The organism is Legionella sp. JM-2024 (genome assembly GCF_055389095.1).
Genome location: NZ_AP039388.1, coordinates 1291044 through 1312163, shown reverse-complemented (window position 1 = coordinate 1312163; position 21120 = coordinate 1291044). Strand labels below are relative to the sequence as shown.

Here is a 21120-nt window from a genome sequence, read left to right as displayed (position 1 = left end):
AACCATCTTTTAATTGTTTGTAATTTCCTCATTTAATACGTTGAAACAATCCATGAATTTTTTTATTTCTTTCATTAAAATATTTTTTCAATTTTTAGATATAATTCATTCCTTAATTATGGAAGCCAAGACTAATTTTCGGGCTCTAAAAATACGAGAACGTACAGTCCCGACGGGACAATCCATTTTTTTGCGATGGCCTCATAAGATTGGCCATCAAGAATATGCATCATAACAAAGACGTAGCTCATCAGATAAACTGGAAAGAACCATTTCTAAACGTTCACTAAACTCGATACTAATAGATAAATATTCAGGAGACAGTTGTACAGAAGGATAATAGCTGTCTGCATATTCTGACTCCATATCCATACGTAAATTTGCAGCGCGGTAATGATTTTTGATTGTATTTTGCGTGATCCGATACAACCAAGTGGAAAATTGGCTTTTTTCTTTAAAATAATGTAAATAGCGATAAACTTTGATCAATACTTCTTGGGCCAGATCACTAACATTTGCTCTATCTTGAATGTGTGAGTGAATAATTTGCTGTATTTTAGTGTTATACCGTGACAACAACAGATTATAAGCTTCCATGTCCCCTTGTCTTGCCAGATTAATTAAGTCCTCATCACTATAAGAAGTTTCTTTATTCATTACTTCCCCATAATTCCATCATTCGAATGAGTGATATTTAATTGCTCTATATGTTCAGCCATATACCAGATTGACTTATTTTGAAATGCAGTAACCGCAATTGATGGCTAGATATCTGATCATTAAATAAAACAATGTGTTTTTTCTGATTTGTATCTTTAAATTCAATCAATTGGAAAAGAGGATTATAGATAAGTATCATGGCATGAGTAAAAGATTTCTGATTATTTTGGCCTGTTTCTACCCAGTTGCCTCATAAGTAAATGTTACCGAAGGTTCTTTTCATTCCCTCATAACTAATGTTACCGAACAGAGACTTAACTAACATAAAATACCCTCTAAAAACATCCTGACGGGGCGAAGGGGCCGGCGATGAGGCCCTTCGTTAATACCCCCGTCCCCAGATGTACTGTAAGTTTAAATATAGTTCATTTTTGAGTCGGTTTTGATATTCACCATTGCAAAAATTCGTTTTAATTTCTTCTGTATTGCTTTCTGTAACTTGAATGGATTCAGCTGATTGTAAAGTTCCGTAAGTTCTGTCTTCTTCTCTGCGGTAATAAATTCAGACTTCATCAGACGTTGATAAGGCGTCTCTGGCTTGCTGTGTTTCTTTATAATCTTTGCATGTATCCTTTGTTTTTCTATCAATTTGAAGTTAGGGAGAAAGAAATTATTCATTTGGGATACTTCATTTTTATAGAGATCATTCATCAGTTTAACAAGTCCCTCATTATCGAAGCGGGAATATCCAAATAGCTGTCTCACATGAGTCCAGTTTTTTTGCTCAACATGTGCATTATCATCACTGTGATAAGGTCTAGAGCGTGTAAAATGAATACGATGAGCGCCTTCTTCATTTGAGAAATAGTGCATCAAGTGCCAGTTTAAAAACTCAGAGCCATTATCACAATCAAACCCTAAAATAATAAATGGCAGACAATGCTCAATATCTTCTATTTGCGATACAACACCAGTAGCGCCCTTATTCCAAACAGCACGTAGCTCAGTCCATCCAGAGCAGATGTCTGGTCATCGTCAGGCTCCACACGAAATTACCACTCAGTGATGAGCCGCAGTGGGCAACAGTATCCGCCTCTAAATATCCTGGCTTATGTTCATCCCATTGATTTGTTTTTACTGGAATGTGTTTTTTAGGATACTACCGGGCTTTGTACCTCCATAAGAGCGTTGGTAGTGCGTTAGACTTATTGATATTGTACTATTGTCGCTTTTTTCAAGGAATGAGAAGGTGGCAATAATAGACGTGTTTTGTAGTTTTTTCATTTTTTATCTTCGATCATATTTAAAGAGCACAATAATTTAATGAATAATGTTTATTACTATCTTTATTAATACTTTGAGTATGAGGCTTCACATTAATTTCAATATCTTGATTTAACAAAATCAAAAACCGTATTAATCTGTCTATTGAAAATCCAGAAAGTTGTCCTCGACTAAGATTAGAAACTTTAGGCTGATCAATACCAAGAATTTTTGCTGCATTTTCCTGGGAAAGATCTTTCTCTTTAATAATTCGATTAATTAACATAGCAAAATCTGCTTTTAATAAATGCTCTTCCGCATTAGGAATACCTAAATCTTGGAACACATTTCCAGATGATCTAGTTATTTTTAATTCATCAGAGTTGCTCATATCCGACTCCCCTTTAACTTTAATTTAAGCTGTTTAAGCCTACTTGAAATCATATTTAAATCCTTTTGCGGTGTCTTAATCCCTGACTTTGATTTTTTTTGAAATGCATGCAAAACATATAAACAATCGTCAATGTTAACTACATATACCGCTCTATAAGTATCTGTATTAAAATTACTAACAATTTCATATACACCCGAGCCATGTCCTTTAAAAATCTTTGCTGATGAATGGGTTTCTCCCATTTGAGCACAATGTAGTGCATATCCCATCTCATCAATTACTTCACTAGGAAATAATTTTAAATCATCTAAACTGCTTCCAAGCCAAATTAATTCTTTCACAGAAAACTCGTATTACTAAGATATATGCCAAATTTAGCATATTTGCAAGGAATCAGCAATAAATCAAAGTGAGTGGATATTAATCATTATGAATATATAGATCTGAGTTTTTATATAAATTCTTAGCTAAATCATTATGGATAAACTGTAAATCTCTCAGGACATTTTTTATCGCTAGAACTTTTTTGGAAAATATAATTTGTTCTTCTTTCGATGCTTCAGGATTAAATTGCGAGTATTGCTCTTCAATTGCTCCATAAGCTACATGACTTAAATGATCAATGTAGGCTGCTTGCAGTTTTAAGTCATTATCATTTTCCTGAGGAAATTCACTTTGATGATGAATGTCCAACTCAGATAAACGTTTGGAAATAACCTCAAATTTTTCTTTCATGCTCCAAAACAAAACCACTGGGTATTTTTTATAGTATACATGATTATGTTTGATCTATTTCTGAGGAGAAACTGTGACGAGAGAAAAAACAAGCATAGGTCAGGCCACAAAGCCTTACCATGCTATAAACACTGTTAGCAAATAAAAGAAAATACACATTTTTATTATTTTCAGGTATGGTATTCACTAAAATACGTATTATAAGGTTGCAATCAATGACCATCTATTTTTTGTTTGGTAAAACTGGCTCTGGGAAAAGTTATATAGGAAGATTGCTCGAACAGCTAAACATCACTCATATTGATGGTGATAACCACATTACCCCAAAAATGCGTGACTGTCTAATCGAAGATGAACAAATGACTCCGGAAATGATTGATGAATTTGTCGATGTCTTGATTGATGTTATCAAAAAACAAAAAGAAAAAACTCCGAAACAAAATTTTGTTATCTCCCAAGCCATGTATCTCGACAAACACCGACTTAAGTTATTAAATGCTATACCCGAACTTAAATTTGTAATGATTGATGTCGCACAAGTACTCCGAGAAAGCTTCATCACCAGCCGATTTCAAAATAAAGAAAGCAAAGTAAGTCTGCGATATGCCAACGAGATGGATAAATTTTTTGAATACCCTTCCCACGAAATAATACAATTTGAAAATAACCGAGGAACCTATAAAAATCTTATAGAACAAATCCATGAAAAAATGCCTGCTCTTTTTAACACAACACCAAAAGAAGAATTAAACTCAAGTATACAACTACAATTTGCCTAAATTCAGCTTGGTAGGTTTATGGGCAGCGATTGTTAAGGTCTCGACAATAACTCCCCAATAGGTCATCTTGCTTTGATTAGAGCTCCCCAAGGGGTTTATTGGACCCATATCCTTATAGAATAAGCACAACCTTTTAGCCTTTATTTAGACCAAAATTTAAGTGTTAACTTATTGTTTTTGAAAAGCATATCGGAGCAACACTATCATTAAAATACATATAATGAGATAGATAGCAGGTAATGAATATTCTGACATTGGTAATAAACTCAATACCAATACCACTACAGTGACCAATCCCATATTGATAAAGTTCATTACGGCTGAACCATGTGCTTTATCTGAAGTATGATTCATAGCCAATGTTGAAGCATTTGCAAAAATAAAAGATAAGCCGAAATAGACAAACATCATAGGAATAAACAATTTTATAAGTGCTGAGTGGTGTGTCAATACCGCAATCATCATGGAAAGTGCAGAAAATCCCGCAATTGAAATACCTAATTTGATTCCCGCACATTGAGAGTATTTTTTTGCAAATTGGGCTGAAAGAATTGAACCAAGCATTAGCCCCAATGACGGTAGAATGTTGGCAGTTCCGTATTGAGTTGTGTCCATGCCTAATAAATTCATTGCAATAAACGGTGCTATTGCAGCAAAAATATAAACAAAACACGATGCTCCACCCATTAGAGCACCTCCAGATAATAATTGTCTGTTTTTGAATTGACTGACATACCCGTGAATAAGATGCTTCATTTGAAAGGCATCCAGTTGAAGGTTTTTTTTGGTTTCAGGAAGCCATATAACCAGAGCAAGCATAATTAACCCATAAACAATCCCGGCATAAAAGCAACTTTCCCATCCATAATGAGCGTTTAAAACGCCGCCAAGAGCAATGCTCAGTCCAGGTGTTATTGCAAAGGCCAACATCAGATAGGAAGTTTTTTGTGTAGCTAATTTGGGTTCATAATATTCATTAATAAGAGTAAATGTCATTTTTAACCCCACTCCGGATCCTAAGGCCAACAGAAATCGTCCTAAAACAAGTAATGAATACATTGAAATCACACCGGCAAATACACATAAAAAATTGCTAATAATTTGCAAGCTGATACCAGCATAAAGTGCTTTTTTTCTTCCGTATCGATTAGCTATGGGGCCATAAATAAGTTGCCCCAGGGCATAACCAATCAAAAAACTGGTAATGGTTTGTTGAGCGGCATGTTCCGTGACACCAAAAAAACGAGTAATGTTCGGCAATGCCGGGGTAAATAAAACGGCATTCACTGACGCAAATGAAATTAATAACAGTAATGTAATGAAAGATGGTTTGGATTTCGCATACATACTGACGACTCTTTTGACAACTATAAATTAATAAACAGTATAATTATTGACAAAATAATTAACAATATCATAATAAGTTAATAAATGTTAACTTATTTGCAATAATGGAAATTGGAATCATGAGTAAATTTGACCGTATTGCTTCTTTTATAGCTGTTGTTGAAGAGCATGGTTTTGCAGCTGCAGGTAGAAAATATGGTGTATCTACTGCCGCTATTAGCAGGCAAGTAGCTCGCCTTGAAGCAGATCTGAAAACAGAGCTGTTGATTAGAACAACCAGACAATTATCATTAACTGAAATTGGTGCACAATATTATCAGCAATGTAAAAAGGCTCTTTTGGAGTTGAATGAGGCGGAAATAGCTATTGCTAGCAGTCTGAATGAAGCAACAGGAATATTAAATGTAACTAGCAGTCGTTATTTTGCTATGCGATATCTCCTTCCTTATTTGCCTGAGTTTATGGATTTAAATCCAAAATTGCAGGTTAAAATTGAACTGGCTGAACGATTTCCCAATTTAGCTAAAGAAGGTATCGATTTGCTTTTTGGTGTTTCTATGGAAGGTCCGTCAGAATTAGTTCGCAAGCGAGTTTCTACAACACGATATGTCCTTTGTGCATCGCCAGATTATCTGTCAAAAAATGGCACTCCGCAAACTCCCTCAGAACTTGGTAAACACCGCTATATAACTCACAGCATGAGAGAACCAGATAATCTGGTGACTTTTAAAAACGGTAATGACATTTATGTGGAGCCTGTATTATGGCTCAACGATAGTCGTGCCATGTGTGAATGCGCGATACTTGGCATGGGCATTATTAAATTACATGAATATATAGTAGCAGAGGCATTACAAGATGGAGGTCTCGTTGAGATTTTGAGTGAATATCAGGAGTCTGAATTGTCGGTGTATTTATATTATCAGGCAAGTCGATATTTGCAGCCTAAAATACGAAGGTTTATTGATTTTTTTACAGAGCATTAAAAAAAGGGTTAGGAACAAAAGAGCAAGTTGAATTTTTAAATAAAATGGTTGTTTTGACATACCATGATACTATTTTGCCTATTCCCTATCCTTATCATTACATAAAAATTTAAAATATTTTGGACTCAACGCACGGGGCTTTACAGGAGAAATCTTGTTCGCAAGCATAGCCTTGATTCAGCGAAGCGTAATCAAGACTACGTTGACTAACTTGTTAGACTGGCTTCCTCTAACTTGATTTAATCGCACCCTTAAATCGGGAAAGACACTTAATTAATCATCATGGCAGTTTTTGAATTTTGCCGCCATTTTTCCCTCTGCTGTCTTTATCATATTTTGCAATGTCGCTTTTTGTTCTGGAGTAAGAACAACATAAATCTGATTTTCTGCATTGATACGAGCTTTCATTATATTACCAATTAATGCTGTTTTTTTATCAACCAAACTATTAACTGTATCTTGGTCCATTGTCGCTGAGTTCACCTGATCACGTATTTGAGAATCCAAAGCATTCATTTGAGAACCATTCTCTTTCATCGTGTTTTTCATTTGAGCAAGAATGGGTTTAATCTTTGTTTTTTGAGCATCGCTAAGGCTCAGAGATTCCACCATTGTTTTTAACCCTTGTTTGCATAGGGAGTTATCAGCAAATAGAGCCTGGCTGAAAATCAGAGAAAGCGTAAATACAATTATTCCTGATAATTTTTTATACATGATACGATCCTTGTTAATATGGAAGTCATAGATCAGTATAGATGAAATCTCATTACAACCCAATCAAGAACGACTTGGTTAAAAACGTAGAAAACTAGCCATTTTCTTCTTTTCATCATTATGTCAAATCTGGAAAATTACAGGAAAATATTAAAGAAAGCACAAAACGGTTGCTTTGGGGAATGATAAACCTTGATTACGCTGCTAAATGAAATTAATGCAATAAATCGATTAATATTAATCAAAGATCCAACCAATAGTGATTATGAGTTCGTGATCACTATTGTTGGAAAATAGGCATGAGTTAATAAAAAACCTTTTAATATGCCACTAAGCAAAGCTTAACCAAATGATAACTGGCGTGTCGAAATAAATTCAGACTCATCAATACCACAGAACTCAAACATCATGGAGATATCAACACCGTAAGGGTTAATATGATGATCTTTACCATTAACGGTTAAAGTCCCATAGCCATGTCCGTGTGATTTATATGTAAATGTATTTTTATCTACGAAAGATTGAATTGCTTTTCGTGCTTTCTCTAAATCGCCAGAAAAATTACCCTGATCGATATTCAAAGTATGACCGGCTACTTTATTGATGATAATTTTAACTTGCATAATAACCCCTCTAATCTAAATAATGACGCTCAAGTATAATAAACACAGGATGTTATGTTTAGTGCTAAATCTTCATTTTGTCGTTAGAATTATTGTTAGAGATAGTCAGCCCCGTACAAACTGTAGATCGAAGTGCTTTGCTTTGAGCTAACGTTGCCACAGCTAAATCATTAAAAGTAACAGCAACTGAATTTCAGAACTCATTATAAGCCTTAGTGGCTTTAACAATTTCGCTATCTAAATAAGTATTTAGAGAACTTTGAATAATCGGCTCAAGGGATACCAATTTAAACGCTACTAAAGCTCTTGGATTGACTCCTTGAGATTTTTTTATAGCCATCGTAGTTTGTAAGGCTTCATCTAGTTTAGTCAATTCAGCATCGCTACAGCTAATATGTTTTATCGCTGTCATAAAACACATAGTCCCTTCCGTTTGATCTTGATTGAACCAATGATCAGTATGGATACAAACTGTTGTTTCCCAGCCTTCATCATTTTCAATTGTCTGAAGCAATCGCTTCAATACTTGTTGCTCATCAAATCCTGGCTCACTCTCAGTTAACATTAATGTGAGAAACATTTTATTTTTTATTGCATCCGTAATAGCTTTTTTTAAAGAAACTTCCGGATTAGGTACATAACCACCAATTGTTGAATTAATTTGTTCAGGAAATGGTGTATTATCCTTAGTAATTTCTTTAGTAAGCGCTGGGTTGCTTCTTACGCCGCCTAATACATATACCCCACTTTCAGTATGAAATACGATCATTGCACCTGCACCATCCGGTTTAAAGTTAGGCAGTAATTTGTTTGGTATTGTGGAATTAATTTCTACGGGAGTCGATTGAGAAATATCTTGCACATTAACTACTGTCAGAATGTCGGTTCCACGCTTAACTAGAATCTCTTGTGGTGCTTGGAAAAAGGAATGTCCAAAACCAAAATTTTTACTTTGCTCAATTTTTTCTTGCATCTTAAAATTCCTAAAAAATTTAAATTCCGATATTATTTACTAAGGTTAGCGCGCGGAACATCTTGATTTTTTCTATGAGAAAGAGTGATCTTAGGTGCCAAAATCAAATGCCTGGTCATTATAAATTTGCTTCAATATTTTTCAAGAAGATTTATATTTTTTCATTAATTTCGATATGCGCTCGTTCTCCTAATGGTTGTCAGCTAAATAACGGCTAGCCCAGGCAGCAATAATTTCTGCTGCATATTGCGAGTCCCTTTTGTTACTTAACAAATGATCAGCTTTATCAAGACTGATAAAGCTTTTTGGATGTTTGGCGGCTTTATAGATTTTTTCGGCCTCTTCAATTGATACCACTTTATCTATGGGAGAGTGCAAAATGAGTAACGCTTTACCAGCGTCGCTATTAATCGTTTCCTGGTATCTGTCAATATCTTGTAGAAATTGCTTTTTGATAGTAAACGAGCGTGGGCCAAGCGTAACTTTAGCTTCTCCATCAGATTCTATTTTACTTAAATCAGCAGAAAAATGTTGTTTAACATGCCGAGCGCTGGCAGGCGCTCCAATAGTGGCTATTGCTTTCACTTCAGTAATTTTTTTGGCCGCAAGAAGTACAGCCGCACCACCAAGACTATGGCCTATTAGCATAACAGGAGCTTGATAATGTGTCCTTAAAAAGTCGGCAGCAGCAATTAAATCTTCAACATTTGAAGAAAAATTCGTTTCCGAAAAGCAACCCTCACTGCTACCCAAACCTGTAAAATCAAAACGTAAAACTGCAAATCCATTTAAGACCAAAGCACTGGCAATTCTGCTCGCAGCAGCTATATCTTTACCACAGGTAAAACAATGGGCAAATAAAACATAACCAAGGCATTTACCTGTTGGTTCTTCCAGTTTTCCTTCCAGTTTCAAATTGTTACTGAAAAAATGAATGGTTTTATGCATCACGTTTTCCTTGCTTATCTTGATTGAGATGTTAATCAAAAATATTCAATCTGTTTAAATCATTTTTCTTGCTCTGGCACTGATAAAGTGGATTGCCTTTTAATGAAAATTTCTATTGCATTTAAAGACAGTATCTACGCTGGCTGTGGAACGCCGCTAGCCTGCCAAGCAATGATACATAGGTAATAACAACACAATACCCACCTGGGACATTTCCTAATGTCTCCCCATGGAAGGCTGCAGATCCAATTCCTCTTCAAGTTCATTATCACTTGGGCTGGAAAAGAATGAAAAAAGAGAACGTCCAATCGAACTAACTGCTTGACAGGTATTACTCACCACTAATTTTGCAGCAGAGTAAGACACCTTCGCAAGACCATACCCGACTAGTCCAGCAGTCATACTGATAGCATAACCATTTTGATAAGCAAAATCAGTAACGTGTTCTCTCATTGGAATATAGATACTCCCATATTCAAGATAACCAAGGTCCTCTGGCATCGTTCCTGTAATGCTCCCATAAAAATAAGGAAAGCCATATCTCGTGATTGTTGATACATAGGGCGCAACGAAATAACCTGTTAAGGCAGAGACTGCAATTGGATAAAGATAGGACGTTGATTGAGCATTTTTAATTTTTGATAAAATGCTATTTTCACTTATTTCATTCGTAGGTAACTCGCGAGTTGTTTCAGTTTCCATGATCAAATTCTCCTGGTAAATCCCTATACAAAAAGAACATTCTCTTCTAGACTGCCAACTATTTACGCGCCTGTAAAGTAGGAGTGAATTTTACACCCAACTTTTATTAAATATTTTTAGAAGATTATTAACGAGATTCCATGACAAGAAATGAAGAAAAACATATTTCACCTTTATTAAAACTTGCCTTACCATTAATAATTACTGGCTTGGTGCAAGCAAGTGTTTTCTTTTTTCAAACTATGTTTTTAGCACAAAAGGATCCTGTTGTTTTAGCAGCAGGTGCTATAGTAAGTTGGTTGTCTGCAACTTTTGGTGTGATTTTATTTGGTACCCTGGGTGCGATTAGCATTTTAGTATCCCATAAATATGGAGCAAAGGATTTCGATGGCATTGCATCAGTGGTTCGTGATGGCCTTTGGCTTTCATTTCTATTAACCATCCCTACTTTTATTTTTTTTTGGAATTGTTCGTCCTTGTTTTTCTATTTGGGTCAAAGTGCGCAAATTTCAGAACTTGCCAAGATTTATTTACATGCACTTGCATGGGGATTATTACCCAATTTTGTAACGATAGCGCTACTAGAAGTCATCATTGGTCTTGGCCATACAAAAGTTATCCTAAAATTTAGTATATTGACTGTTTGCTTAAGCATTTTCTTCAGCTATGCATTGATTTTTGGCAGGTTTGGTTTACCTGATCTTGGTATTGCCGGGGCTGGCTATGGTGTAAGTATAGGCAATTGGATAACGCTGCTTGCATTTGTTATCTACCTTCGGTTATATAAACAGTATCATCTTTATTTTAGCCACTTATTTGTACCCAGCCAAAAATCCTACTATTGGGAACTCATCAAAATCGGAACACCAATGGGGTTAATGTTCTGTATTGAAGTTGGTTTCTTTTTTGTTCTCACGCTATTGATGGGCGCATTAGGAAAAGATGATTTATTGGCAGCAAATCAAATAACCATGCAATTTATGGGTACATTAATGGCGGTCATATTCTCAATTGCCCAGGCTGTTACCATAAGAATGGGGCATTTATTAGGTGCCGGAAAAATTAATGCAGCGAATAAAGCTGCTATTGTAGGAATACTATTATCCTGTTCTTTAATGCTTGCTGTATCAGGAGTCTTTTGGTTTAAGCCCGAGGCATTAATTGCGATTGATTTTGATCTCACTAATCCTAATAATAATGAAATTATAGGTTATGCAATAAGTCTTTTTGCAGTAAGCGCATTATTTCAAATAGTTGAGTCCGTCAGGATCTCCTTGTTTGGGGCTTTACGAGCCTTAAAAGATACTCATTTTACCTTGCTTATTTCTATTTGTAGTTTTTGGCTTATTGCACTTCCATTAGGCTACAGTATGGCATACTACTTTAATTTGGCAGGTAAAGGCTTTTGGTGGGGGATGGTAGCAGGAGCCTCTTTTAGCGTAGTCGTTTTATTTTTTCGACTACGCTATAAGATTAAAAATTTCAGTTTTAAAGAAAAAGGTGATCTTTTATTCTAAAACGCAACTTCTTTAAATTAAATATTACCCGATGGAGGAATAATGTCTGCTTTCAATCTTAAAACTTATACTAATCAGACATTTACTCATCTTCTACTTGAAAAAGAACATCTTGAACATATTGAATTTCAAAATTGCCAATTTAAACAATGCAAATTTCTTGAAGTTACTTTTAATAAGATAAAATTTACAGACTGTGATTTCGAATCATGCGATCTATCCCTCTCGAAATTATTAGGGTGTCAGTTTTCAGAGGTTTCTTTCAAGGATTCAAAACTGCTTGGAATAAACTGGACAAAATTACATTGGCCTATGGTAAAGCTTTCAAGTCCTCTTTATTTTTACGAGAGTAACATCAGCCATTCCAGTTTTTACGAACTTGAATTGCCTGATTTAATTTTAGAAAATTGCAAGGCACATAATGTTGATTTTAGAGAGACTAAATTAAACCATGCCAGTTTTGTAGGAACTGATCTCCAAGGCAGTTTATTTACGCATACCAGCCTGAAGCACGCCGATTTCAGCAATGCCATTAATTATGATATTGATATTCAACTAAATCTCATCGAAAAAGCCATTTTTTCCTTTCCAGAAGTAATCGGGTTATTAAGGCATCTTGGCATAAAAATCAACGGAATACCTAATGACAATAATGATTGAGTTTATCAAACAAGCTCAGGGGACGGTTCTCAATAGAGGAATTTAATTTCATCCAAATATTGAGTGAAAAATAATTTACTAAACTGGGTATCAACTATCTTATGGAAGCTTATAATTAAATATATTGACCATCTCAGTTGACTAGTCATGGATATTCTTCAATGCTTGGAAAGTTTTACCGCCGTTGTGGAATACAATAGTTTTTCTGCCGCTTCCAAATTTCTTAATAGTTCGCCTTCAAAAATTAGCAAACAAATAACCTATTTAGAAGAGGAGCTAAAGCTGAAATTATTTATACGTTCTACAAAAAAATTATTATTAACTGATCAAGGACAAGTCCTCTATGAAAAAGTAGGAAACTTATTTAATGAATTAAAAGACATTAAAAACATAACTCATCAAGAACAGTCATCGCTCCAAGGTTTATTAAAAGTCTGCCTCACTGTAGGGCCAGCGGTTATATATTTCACCTCTGTAATTACTCAATTTATGAAAAAACATCCCAAACTTATCATTGATTTACGTGTAGGGGCAGATATTATCGATGCATACCAATATACCTTTGACTTGATAGTTTCTTTCGATAGTTTTACGCATCCTCATATAGTCTGTAAAAAACTATTTTCTATTCAAAGAGGGGTTTATGCTTCACCAAATTACTTAAAACTTTATGGAAATCCCAAAAATAATGAAGATTTAGTTAACCATAATTGTTTAATTAATACTCTCTATGGTTTACAAAATAAATGGATATTGAATAATAAAATAATTCATGTTGCAGGGAATTTCACCAGCAATAATGCGGATGTAATAAAACAGGCAGCAATGGATGGAATAGGTTTAATTTGGGTTCCCTCATTTTCTGTACGAGAAGAGGTAAAATCAGGGAGGTTATTACAAGTTTTACCCGATTCATTATCTCCAGAGATAATGCTCTACGCTATCTATAAAAAATATAAAAAAAATAACTTAATGATTGATCTATTCCTGGGCTACATTTGTGAAAAAATAGTTATCGATAACATTATTTCAATTGACTAAGTTATATTTGCTCCAGTCCTATTCCTTGTAACAACAAGAGCAAATATAAGAGGAAGATGATTATTTACTTATGTTCAGGAATTTTAGCAGGTGGATTTCCTATTTCATCTACCCACTGAAGTTGTAACTCCATTTCTTGTTTGATATTAATTTCTTCCTGCGTTCTTCTATCTCTTTTTGTATCACCAAAAAAACCAGCGTTATATTTCTGAGTTTTAAATTGCTCTTGTTGGTACAGGGCATGATAGAGTTTTATTAATCTCCAACTATAGACTAATACTTGTCCAAGTTTTCCGTAATCTTTTGCCTGATGAGGGAAAAATTTCTCTTTAACAGCTTCGGATACCTCTCTTTTCTCAAACACATAGCGTTTTAATTTCTTATGCACTTTCTTCTTCTCTGGATTATCAAGGACACCCTCTGTTTCTACAATATCATTCGATAAAGCAATATCTCCCAGACTCCTTAGTACGACGAAATTTAAAGGGTGTTCTGTGCGCATTTTTGACTTAAGATCTTCGCAACAAAGTATATGTGGTATTCCATTAGGGAAAAAACGTCTTTTGCTTAAATTATATTTTTCATTAGTAAGTCGGTCGTCACTATGTAAATTAAGCAAACGTAGACCTGCAGCATTATCCAATTTTAAGTTTTTTGGTAAACTATTTTTCCTTAACTCTAAATTGATCATAGCGTCTATGCCTTGCTCCCAAATGAGAATACAATCATAATCACTATGAGTCCCAAAACGTTTAGCTCCCTTTTCGCCTGCATATGAGAGACCTGTCACACTACTCCCTTTGAAGCATAGAAATTCTGGCGGCCGATATTCGGTGTCTTTATCTACAAAATGCCCTTTATCAAAATAAGTAACAAGATAATTACAGAGTATAGAAAACTGATAATTATCCATACCTAATGGCAATTCATTCGAACTAAGCGGTCCACTCTCTGCACTCCCCAATACACCTTCTGTAGAAGAAACCAGAGTTCTTTTAGATCCAATTTGAGTGTTAGAAGAATTCCTTAATTTTTTAACTTTCAATTTTGGAGTTTCTCTGCTATTTTCAGAGTCTACAGGGGTCTTAGCCTTTATATTTTCCTTTACGTTTCGATTTAAATTTCTTTTTATTCCGTCCTCAACCGCAAGCATAAATTTTTCTATCTGAGCTTCAATTACTACTTCCATTTTTAAATCAGTTTTAAGTAACTCACTTTCAATTGCCTGTTGTAATTGTGGAAGCTTCCCACTCCAACGATCTATACATTTAATACGCCGCTGTTCATCTGCGAAATAATGACTTGCCAGGATTATTATCTTTTTCTTAACGTTATAAGCTAAGAAGTATGGATTGAAATCAGTAACCTCATATTTACCTTGCATAATACACCTATGAGTTAATTTGTGTGCAAATTATAATCTAGATGTGCGAATATTATGAACACCGAATTTGGAAAGTAAATATTTCCAATTTGGAAATAATTCAAAGTGAAGGAACAAAGACATGGCTCACATTTGTTTTTAAAAAATTCAGGGTCAGTCCGGGAAGTTCTCATTAAAGGTACTACAATTTGTTCATTATTTTACGTTTTACAAAGCCCTCCCCGGACCGTCCCCTATTGTTTTATTAAATCTTCAATACACAATTGCATTTTATAGTGAGGCACTGGATGCCATGAAGCAATAAATTCCCCAATGATTTCAAAACCAGCTTTTTTATAAACATGAACTGCACGCTCATTAGAGATCTCAGGATCAATAAGCACTATTTTGGCATCAGAAAATTGACTTAAGACAAACTCATGAATCATCTGCACTGATAATCCCTTACCGATATAATCCAACCTGCAAATGAATAAATCTAGTGTAACTGCGCCTTCTGGATATTCTTCAGATTTCTCTATTTCAGAAGTAATTAAATAAGCGAATGGAACTTCATTGTCATAGGCTATCCAATGAGTAGCCCACGGCTCTCCATTATTTAAAAATTGATCAATATCTTTGATGGTATTACTTAGACCATCACCATGAAGCCATTCATTAATATGTGGCTGATGAATCCATCCGAGAACGAGTTCATGTTGCGATTTATTCATTGGTTTGAAACAAAAACGAAACTCATTTGTGGAAGCTTTAATCATCAAAATACACTCAAAAAACTGGGATCTTATTGAATTGTATCATTTATCAAAACTCAGGGGACGGTTCTCATTAAAGGTATTACAATTTGTTCATTACAGTGCCCGTCCCGGACAGTCCCCTATTGTTTCTATTGCAAGATGTTTAATCTTATTTTGTGATTCTTTTTTCTATTGATGCCATACACATATAGGGGTCTGACCAAAAATAATTTATTTATTTCAAATGGTTAAATCAATAAAAATAATGTATTAAGGTCTTGAAATGGATTTTTTAATACAAAAATAACATTTAATAAATGTTATCCAGAACTAACCTGGCCATCAGTTCGGTACAAACCAGGAAAAAAAATCACTGTCTGAAACGAGATATAGTTTGAAGCTATTTATCTCTAGAAGATTCGGGGTATTGAAAATCACCTCATTTCAAATAATAATTAAACATTAATTATTAATACATAACACTATGATTTTAATTTATAAAATCATAGTGCAATTTATTCAAAATATACTGGAGTAAGAATGTTTCATTTAAAACTATTTAAAAAGCCAAGCGAAGAAAATTTAATGGACGTAAGACCTGAATATCAGCACGCTTTTGATGAAGCAGTAAAAGATTATGATCCGTCGTCAACGAACCCTTATATAACCATTAAAATTACAAGTGATTTTTCCAATAAAGAAGATGCAATGAAATGGCATAGTTCGATCACACAGTTCTATAAACAAATTAATATGGAGCTGGAAAAATATATGACTGACTATAATATAGATTTTAAAAAAAGTTCTTCTGGATGGATGCTTACTTTCTCACATCTATTCAATGTAAAAGGAATAGAAGCTATGCAAAAATTGCTTGCAGAAAATTCTTTAGAACAAGACTCTCAAGTAAACTCCTCTGTTTGCTCATAACATGAGTGTGATTCACTTAAGCTAAGATTAGGTGAATTAGTAATACAAAGGGACTTTTTTGCAAGATTCTAAATTGCTAGCTATGTAGGGGTCTGACCAAAAATAATTTATTTATTTCAAATGGTTAAATCATTTCGCTCTCGCGAGTTAATAAAGGCTACGAGTCTACAATGTTGCTCTTTTAATTTGTATTGAGTTTATTTAGTTTTTCTCTTATTTTGGGATAACTTTCAGAGCATTTCAAAAGCCATTTAACACAATTTAAGTGGTTATATTTTTTCGCATTCCGAAAAGCATAAAAATTTTCACTCTCTATCATTTGTTGTTGAAGGTTTTTATGATTTTCAGCAAAATTCCATAATAATTTCAAATTTTCCATATGACCCAGCTTAGCTTCCCAGCGAAATAGCTGATATTTTCTCCACCGTAACACTTCAACTTTTTCTTTTTCAGAAAAGGTACTCCAAATGCGTTTCCAACATTTAGGGCGTGTCCTCAATTTAAAGCCATTAATTAAACAGTTTTGGCATGTGGGAAGCCAAATTTGTTCAGTCTTAAAACAACCGCTCACTTCAGCTTGACACAGATCTTGCGATCTGATCTTATACTCCCTTTTGGGGGTAGAAATGGTAAGACAGGTTCTCACAGACGAGATATGGTCACAGCTTCAAAAAACGATGCTCTTTTTTGGTTGTCATAGATGGAATAACGATAGAAATATTATGGAGGCCATTTTATGGAAATTACGTACAGGGGCGCCTTGGCGTGATATCCCTGAAAAACTATGCCCATGGAAAACAGCCTACAACCGATTCAACCGCTGGGCAGAAAAAGGCTTGTGGGAGAATTTTTTTTTGATTTACGAGGCGAAATTGATACGGAATGGGTATTCAGCGATGGAAGTTATGTCCGCGCTCACCAACATGCGAGTGGAGCTAGGCATGGAGAAGAGCGTGCCATTGGAATGTCCCGAGGAGGAGCTACTACAAAGATTCATATGTGCGCCGATGCGCATGGAAATCCGATCGATTTTGAAATCACTGGGGGTCAAGTCCACGATTCCCAAGTTGCAGGAGCGATAATTGAGAAAGTTGGAGAGGCAACTCACTTCATAGCAGATAAAGGTTATGATTCCGAAACCATTCGAGAGCAAGCGCGGTTAGCAGGAATGAACCCTGTTATTCCGCGAAAATCAAACAGTAAAAAACCTAATCCAGAATTTGATTCATACCTTTATAAACTGAGGCATTTAGTAGAAAACCTTTTTGCCAGACTGAAGCAATTTAGAAGTATTGCTATGCGTTTTGAAAAATTAGCTCGCAACTTTAAATCAATGCTGTTTTTGGCTTGTTCGCTAATTTGGGTCAAGCTGAATTGAGGAGTTGTTTTAAGACCGAACAAATTTGGTTTCCCACGTGCCAAAACTGTTCAATTAATGGCTTTAAATTGAGGACACGCCCTAATTACGATGGTTCTATCGCAAAGATAATAACCGTTGTGACATGAAAAAATCTGGGCGAATTTATGCTGCAAACCCGTAGAATTGTTCAAAAATAGTTTGATTGACTGTCAAGCTGGTTGTATTGAATGAGAAAATTGATTAATTCAATTTAAGATTAAAAAGCAAAAGAGCTTTGTAGTCTCTTGGCGCTCTACAACAGCAAATAGGACATTCTTCGAAGACAAGGAGTTGTTTGTCCTAGTGTTCATAATAAAGAACACTATAAAACAACCGATTAGATTTACAATTTGATAAGATCACGAAAACATTCATTGAAACAGCATCCAATAACAGAACAGACTATATTGCTTATGTTGAGATGAGTTTGAATTAGATCGTTATTAGCTGAAAACGCGAGTCATTAATTGGCTCAACGTTAGATTATTTCATCATTCTGGCATTTGGACAATAAAGCGGGTAAGTATTTATCATTTCCTTATCACATACAGAATTAGAAATGAGTAGTAATGGTTCGTCAAATACAATGTCAGTTGTATTTGAAATAGGGATTTGTTGTTCTTTCTCTATTTAAATTATTCCTGTATAGTGTCACCTCTCAAAGGACTGCCATGATTTTTATGAATAAGATTTTTTTGAAAGAAACGATACTAGTTTTAGTGTTATTTATTATTAATTCAATCAGCTATGCCCATTCAATTCAAGGTAATTGGTATATCGGTGAAAACATAGGAGTCGCTTTTCCTAAAATTATTGATAATCATTTTGTGGCTACTGGCATAGGGTGGCCTGATGATCAATATTCCAATCATAATATAGATTCTGCCGCATTTTTTTCTTTATTAGGTGGCTATCAATGGAGTACTCAAAATAATTGGATACCTTTTTTTAGCTTGGGAATTCGTTATAGCTATGTAACCCCTTCCACTGTGAATGGCACTATATTACAGTATTCATTGCCTGAATTTGAAAATTATAATTTTCAATATAAGATACAACGTCAAACTTACTTAGGTATGATTAAAGCCAATATAGTTCGCTACTATAATGTTATGCCTTTTCTTACCGTGGGTTTAGGGTGGTCAACAAACAAAGTAAGTCATTATTTCGACACTCCCCTACTTGGCATCACTCCTCGTATTAGTCCAGCATTTCAGAATCACACCAACTCTCATTTTAGTTATATATTAGGTGCAGGGATCGATTATATAGTAAAAAATAATCTTTGGTTGGGGCTGGAATATCATTATGGTGATTTTGGGCAGGCGCAAACTGGGTTTGGTATTTTAACTTATTCAAATGAGTATTTAAAAACAAAATTAACAGGAAATACCATCGCATTGAATATTAATTACATTTTTAATTATTTGGTTTAAGGGAGAGATAATGATATGGCTACTCTTCGTTATGGCATATTAAGGTTATTATTGATTCTTATCAGTACATCAATTTCAGCTCAAAGTACTAACAAAAGCCAAGCAAACTCTTTCTTTATAGATCCATTTACCGTACAAGCAATAACGTCTCCAATATCAAGTACAACTGCTGTGGGAGGTAGTTATCTGGCCACTTATCAATTAATATCTAACCTACCGTTTAATATGCCTACACCTTTTGATAACTCTATGACTCATAATGCTCCGGCAGGTGAATTTACCCTTGCAGACAATTGCCAGGGAAAAACATTAAGAAGAGGAGAAACATGCACCTTTTCGATTGGTCTAAATGCCCGAACTGCAGGAAAAAAATCAGCTACCCTGACCTTAAAATACGGTAATAATCAGGTTCCACTAAACATCGTGAATACAACAGCTACTGGTTCAATGCCCAATTCACCTTGGGTTGCGCTTATTGGTGTCGATTATAACCCCGATCATTATCCAGCGGCAGCAAAACTGAATAATCACGATGTTTTTTATGTGGGCACCATGAATGCTGTACTGGTAACTAATGTGTATATGGAGCTTACCCAGCTTAAAGCAGCTGGATTTACCACAGTACGCTCCTATCAATCCATACCTTATTCCTGGATTGATATCATTCAACAAGCCAGAGCTCTTCAGTTAAAGGTAGTATATGAAGCAGTAATCCCTAAGGATGGTAATAACGCCAATATTACAGCAGCCGTTACTCAATTAAATAACGTGATTGATGTTGTTGGCGTTACAACATTCAAAAACACAGTTACCCTTGTTTTTGCAGGGCATGAAAATTATAACGGCTCTAATGTAACATATTTGACTAATTCGATTACTCAACTGCAAAATGCATTAACAGCCAAAGGTATTACTAATATACCTGTGGGTTCTGCATTAATCAGCCCCGATCTGGTCAGTCCAAACGAGGTTGCCCCAAATGCATCAGCAGACATGAAAACACTGATTAATAGCTATACACTAAGCGCTCCTTTAGCTTTTGACCCTTACCCTTTTCAATTTGGTGTGACTCCACCGGACAAAGCAGTCTCAGATATTACTTTAAAGAATTCCATTGCTTGGGATTATGCTCAGGTTCAAAAACAGTCTTTTTATACGCCACCAAGAACTATTCTAATGGCTGAATCGGGGTGGGCTACTGCAGGTCAAGGTAATGATGGCTCACCGCCCTATGTTTGTGGTGGAAATTGTGCTTCCAGTGTAGGAAATGCTGCTGCTTATTTAAGCGAGCTTTATGAATTTGTCAGGCAACCTGGAAACAACAGCGGTGTTCTGGTCTTTGAAGCTTACGATGAACCTGAAAAAAGTGGAGTCAGTGCTGAAAAACATTATGGAGTTTTTGATACTAATTGTATTTTAAAAAACAATAACGTGAATTTGCTACCTAATCAAAGTTTTATTCCAAGCGCTAATCTCGGATGTCGTGGGTTCAGCAGTGGCTCATTGCTGGTAGTCGTTGGTAGTAGTGCTAATGCACAACCGCCATTTACGGTTCACATCGTTCAAACGAATCCTAGTACTATGCAGTCTGGAGCAATGGATATTCTCGTTCCTACTCAAACCAGAGATAACGATGTTCGCCCCTGGCCTCATTATTTAATTTATCCTGGGGCCAGCATTACAGTCACCGGCACAGGAAGCAATAGTTGTACTATCACTGGAGTAGGTGTCTCAACAGCCCCAACGGCAATTTGCAATAATGCAATTATAGTAAATTGTGATAACGCTGATGGTATTGGGAGATGTTTTTTACCAGCAAATTTTTAAAATATAACCAATAGGTATAGCAACCTGCTATTCTACGAATCTCTTCAAGTGTTGGCTTTACTATT

Annotated in this window: 22 protein-coding genes; 9 read left to right on the top strand and 13 right to left on the bottom strand. The window is 35.2% G+C overall.

What is annotated here, in order from left to right; genetic code table 11:
* Positions 1-216 precede the first annotated feature (216 nt).
* The 5 genes from ACZ5EK_RS05805 to ACZ5EK_RS05785 all read right to left on the bottom strand — a co-directional run bounded on the left by ACZ5EK_RS05805 (position 217) and on the right by ACZ5EK_RS05785 (position 3052).
* Positions 217-657, bottom strand: coding sequence for a sigma-70 family RNA polymerase sigma factor (locus tag ACZ5EK_RS05805; protein ID WP_464431828.1), 441 nt, complete (start codon positions 655-657; stop codon positions 217-219).
* Between the two features lie 417 nt (positions 658-1074).
* Positions 1075-1533, bottom strand: a complete 459-nt coding sequence (locus ACZ5EK_RS05800) for a hypothetical protein (RefSeq protein WP_464431827.1) — start codon at positions 1531-1533, stop codon at positions 1075-1077.
* Positions 1534-1963: 430 nt separating this feature from the next.
* Complete coding sequence (locus ACZ5EK_RS05795; protein WP_464431826.1) at positions 1964-2314, bottom strand: helix-turn-helix domain-containing protein; 351 nt, start codon at positions 2312-2314, stop codon at positions 1964-1966.
* Positions 2311-2658 carry a type II toxin-antitoxin system RelE/ParE family toxin gene (locus ACZ5EK_RS05790; protein WP_061828154.1) on the bottom strand — a complete coding sequence of 116 codons (348 nt, stop codon included), beginning with the start codon at positions 2656-2658 and terminating at the stop codon, positions 2311-2313. Before ACZ5EK_RS05790 ends, ACZ5EK_RS05795 begins: the two co-directional genes overlap by 4 nt.
* 79 nt (positions 2659-2737) lie before the next feature.
* The gene (locus tag ACZ5EK_RS05785; protein ID WP_464431825.1) at positions 2738-3052 is read right to left on the bottom strand and encodes a hypothetical protein; all 315 of its coding nucleotides are present in this window, start codon (positions 3050-3052) and stop codon (positions 2738-2740) included.
* 215 nt (positions 3053-3267) lie between these two features.
* Here ACZ5EK_RS05785 and ACZ5EK_RS05780 point away from each other — a divergent pair, with 215 nt between their 5' ends.
* Positions 3268-3831, top strand: a complete 564-nt coding sequence (locus ACZ5EK_RS05780; protein WP_464431824.1) for a hypothetical protein — start codon at positions 3268-3270, stop codon at positions 3829-3831.
* A gap of 168 nt (positions 3832-3999) precedes the next feature.
* On the opposite strand, the gene ACZ5EK_RS05775 is transcribed toward ACZ5EK_RS05780, so the two are convergent.
* A complete protein-coding gene (locus ACZ5EK_RS05775) occupies positions 4000-5178 on the bottom strand; it encodes an MFS transporter (RefSeq protein WP_464431823.1) in 1179 nt (392 codons plus the stop codon).
* A gap of 119 nt (positions 5179-5297) precedes the next feature.
* Here ACZ5EK_RS05775 and ACZ5EK_RS05770 point away from each other — a divergent pair, with 119 nt between their 5' ends.
* On the top strand, positions 5298-6164 hold the full coding sequence (locus tag ACZ5EK_RS05770; protein WP_464431821.1) for a LysR family transcriptional regulator: 867 nt from the start codon (positions 5298-5300) through the stop codon (positions 6162-6164).
* Positions 6165-6437: 273 nt separating this feature from the next.
* On the opposite strand, the gene ACZ5EK_RS05765 is transcribed toward ACZ5EK_RS05770, so the two are convergent.
* From ACZ5EK_RS05765 to ACZ5EK_RS05745, 5 genes are all read right to left on the bottom strand, one after another.
* Positions 6438-6878, bottom strand: a complete 441-nt coding sequence (locus ACZ5EK_RS05765; RefSeq protein ID WP_464431820.1) for a Spy/CpxP family protein refolding chaperone — start codon at positions 6876-6878, stop codon at positions 6438-6440.
* A gap of 341 nt (positions 6879-7219) precedes the next feature.
* On the bottom strand, positions 7220-7501 hold the full coding sequence (locus tag ACZ5EK_RS05760) for a hypothetical protein (RefSeq protein WP_464431819.1): 282 nt from the start codon (positions 7499-7501) through the stop codon (positions 7220-7222).
* A gap of 193 nt (positions 7502-7694) precedes the next feature.
* Positions 7695-8474, bottom strand: coding sequence for a hypothetical protein (locus ACZ5EK_RS05755; protein ID WP_464431818.1), 780 nt, complete (start codon positions 8472-8474; stop codon positions 7695-7697).
* Positions 8475-8663: 189 nt separating this feature from the next.
* Positions 8664-9422, bottom strand: coding sequence for an alpha/beta hydrolase family protein (locus ACZ5EK_RS05750; protein ID WP_464431817.1), 759 nt, complete (start codon positions 9420-9422; stop codon positions 8664-8666).
* Between the two features lie 216 nt (positions 9423-9638).
* The gene (locus ACZ5EK_RS05745; RefSeq protein ID WP_464431816.1) at positions 9639-10124 is read right to left on the bottom strand and encodes a hypothetical protein; all 486 of its coding nucleotides are present in this window, start codon (positions 10122-10124) and stop codon (positions 9639-9641) included.
* 140 nt (positions 10125-10264) lie between these two features.
* On the opposite strand from ACZ5EK_RS05745, the gene ACZ5EK_RS05740 reads away from it, so the two are divergent.
* The 3 genes from ACZ5EK_RS05740 (at position 10265) to ACZ5EK_RS05730 (ending at position 13342) form a co-directional block, all read left to right on the top strand.
* A complete protein-coding gene (locus tag ACZ5EK_RS05740) occupies positions 10265-11641 on the top strand; it encodes an MATE family efflux transporter (protein ID WP_464431815.1) in 1377 nt (458 codons plus the stop codon).
* A gap of 42 nt (positions 11642-11683) precedes the next feature.
* Positions 11684-12301: a pentapeptide repeat-containing protein gene (locus tag ACZ5EK_RS05735; protein ID WP_464431814.1), complete on the top strand. Its 618-nt coding sequence runs from the start codon at positions 11684-11686 to the stop codon at positions 12299-12301.
* A 147-nt stretch (positions 12302-12448) separates the two neighbouring features.
* Positions 12449-13342 carry a LysR family transcriptional regulator gene (locus ACZ5EK_RS05730; RefSeq protein WP_464431813.1) on the top strand — a complete coding sequence of 298 codons (894 nt, stop codon included), beginning with the start codon at positions 12449-12451 and terminating at the stop codon, positions 13340-13342.
* A 64-nt stretch (positions 13343-13406) separates the two neighbouring features.
* Here ACZ5EK_RS05730 and ACZ5EK_RS05725 read toward each other — a convergent pair whose 3' ends face one another.
* Together ACZ5EK_RS05725 and ACZ5EK_RS05720 are read right to left on the bottom strand one after the other, a co-directional pair.
* Positions 13407-14726: a hypothetical protein gene (locus tag ACZ5EK_RS05725; protein ID WP_464431812.1), complete on the bottom strand. Its 1320-nt coding sequence runs from the start codon at positions 14724-14726 to the stop codon at positions 13407-13409.
* 233 nt (positions 14727-14959) lie between these two features.
* A complete protein-coding gene (locus tag ACZ5EK_RS05720; RefSeq protein ID WP_464427026.1) occupies positions 14960-15484 on the bottom strand; it encodes a GNAT family N-acetyltransferase in 525 nt (174 codons plus the stop codon).
* A gap of 519 nt (positions 15485-16003) precedes the next feature.
* Between ACZ5EK_RS05720 and ACZ5EK_RS05715 the strand changes: the two genes are divergently transcribed.
* The 4 genes from ACZ5EK_RS05715 to ACZ5EK_RS05700 all read left to right on the top strand — a co-directional run bounded on the left by ACZ5EK_RS05715 (position 16004) and on the right by ACZ5EK_RS05700 (position 21055).
* Complete coding sequence (locus ACZ5EK_RS05715) at positions 16004-16393, top strand: hypothetical protein (protein ID WP_464431810.1); 390 nt, start codon at positions 16004-16006, stop codon at positions 16391-16393.
* A gap of 626 nt (positions 16394-17019) precedes the next feature.
* Positions 17020-17771 (top strand): IS5 family transposase gene (locus ACZ5EK_RS05710; protein ID WP_464431809.1). Its coding sequence is split into 2 segments (ribosomal slippage): positions 17020-17230 and positions 17230-17771, totalling 753 coding nucleotides; the frame shifts between segments, so codons are not numbered across the junction.
* 701 nt (positions 17772-18472) lie between these two features.
* A complete protein-coding gene (locus ACZ5EK_RS05705) occupies positions 18473-19228 on the top strand; it encodes an outer membrane protein (protein WP_464431808.1) in 756 nt (251 codons plus the stop codon).
* A gap of 15 nt (positions 19229-19243) precedes the next feature.
* Positions 19244-21055 carry a glycosyl hydrolase family 17 protein gene (locus tag ACZ5EK_RS05700; RefSeq protein ID WP_464431807.1) on the top strand — a complete coding sequence of 604 codons (1812 nt, stop codon included), beginning with the start codon at positions 19244-19246 and terminating at the stop codon, positions 21053-21055.
* Positions 21056-21120: the final 65 nt, after the last annotated feature.

Excerpts from the sequence above, each read along its gene's own strand:
- ACZ5EK_RS05735 (WP_464431814.1), top strand. The coding sequence starts at position 11,684 with ATGTCTGCTTTCAATCTTAAAACTTATACTAATCAGACATTTACTCAT.
- ACZ5EK_RS05725 (WP_464431812.1), bottom strand. The coding sequence starts at position 14,726 with ATGCAAGGTAAATATGAGGTTACTGATTTCAATCCATACTTCTTAGCT.
- ACZ5EK_RS05745 (WP_464431816.1), bottom strand. The coding sequence starts at position 10,124 with ATGGAAACTGAAACAACTCGCGAGTTACCTACGAATGAAATAAGTGAA.
- ACZ5EK_RS05760 (WP_464431819.1), bottom strand. The coding sequence starts at position 7,501 with ATGCAAGTTAAAATTATCATCAATAAAGTAGCCGGTCATACTTTGAAT.
- ACZ5EK_RS05780 (WP_464431824.1), top strand. The coding sequence starts at position 3,268 with ATGACCATCTATTTTTTGTTTGGTAAAACTGGCTCTGGGAAAAGTTAT.
- ACZ5EK_RS05705 (WP_464431808.1), top strand. The coding sequence starts at position 18,473 with ATGAATAAGATTTTTTTGAAAGAAACGATACTAGTTTTAGTGTTATTT.
- ACZ5EK_RS05750 (WP_464431817.1), bottom strand. The coding sequence starts at position 9,422 with ATGCATAAAACCATTCATTTTTTCAGTAACAATTTGAAACTGGAAGGA.
- ACZ5EK_RS05730 (WP_464431813.1), top strand. The coding sequence starts at position 12,449 with ATGGATATTCTTCAATGCTTGGAAAGTTTTACCGCCGTTGTGGAATAC.
- ACZ5EK_RS05700 (WP_464431807.1), top strand. The coding sequence starts at position 19,244 with ATGGCTACTCTTCGTTATGGCATATTAAGGTTATTATTGATTCTTATC.
- ACZ5EK_RS05785 (WP_464431825.1), bottom strand. The coding sequence starts at position 3,052 with ATGAAAGAAAAATTTGAGGTTATTTCCAAACGTTTATCTGAGTTGGAC.
- ACZ5EK_RS05795 (WP_464431826.1), bottom strand. The coding sequence starts at position 2,314 with ATGAGCAACTCTGATGAATTAAAAATAACTAGATCATCTGGAAATGTG.
- ACZ5EK_RS05765 (WP_464431820.1), bottom strand. The coding sequence starts at position 6,878 with ATGTATAAAAAATTATCAGGAATAATTGTATTTACGCTTTCTCTGATT.
- ACZ5EK_RS05800 (WP_464431827.1), bottom strand. The coding sequence starts at position 1,533 with ATGCACTATTTCTCAAATGAAGAAGGCGCTCATCGTATTCATTTTACA.
- ACZ5EK_RS05720 (WP_464427026.1), bottom strand. The coding sequence starts at position 15,484 with ATGATTAAAGCTTCCACAAATGAGTTTCGTTTTTGTTTCAAACCAATG.
- ACZ5EK_RS05775 (WP_464431823.1), bottom strand. The coding sequence starts at position 5,178 with ATGTATGCGAAATCCAAACCATCTTTCATTACATTACTGTTATTAATT.
- ACZ5EK_RS05755 (WP_464431818.1), bottom strand. The coding sequence starts at position 8,474 with ATGCAAGAAAAAATTGAGCAAAGTAAAAATTTTGGTTTTGGACATTCC.
- ACZ5EK_RS05740 (WP_464431815.1), top strand. The coding sequence starts at position 10,265 with ATGACAAGAAATGAAGAAAAACATATTTCACCTTTATTAAAACTTGCC.
- ACZ5EK_RS05770 (WP_464431821.1), top strand. The coding sequence starts at position 5,298 with ATGAGTAAATTTGACCGTATTGCTTCTTTTATAGCTGTTGTTGAAGAG.
- ACZ5EK_RS05805 (WP_464431828.1), bottom strand. The coding sequence starts at position 657 with ATGAATAAAGAAACTTCTTATAGTGATGAGGACTTAATTAATCTGGCA.
- ACZ5EK_RS05715 (WP_464431810.1), top strand. The coding sequence starts at position 16,004 with ATGTTTCATTTAAAACTATTTAAAAAGCCAAGCGAAGAAAATTTAATG.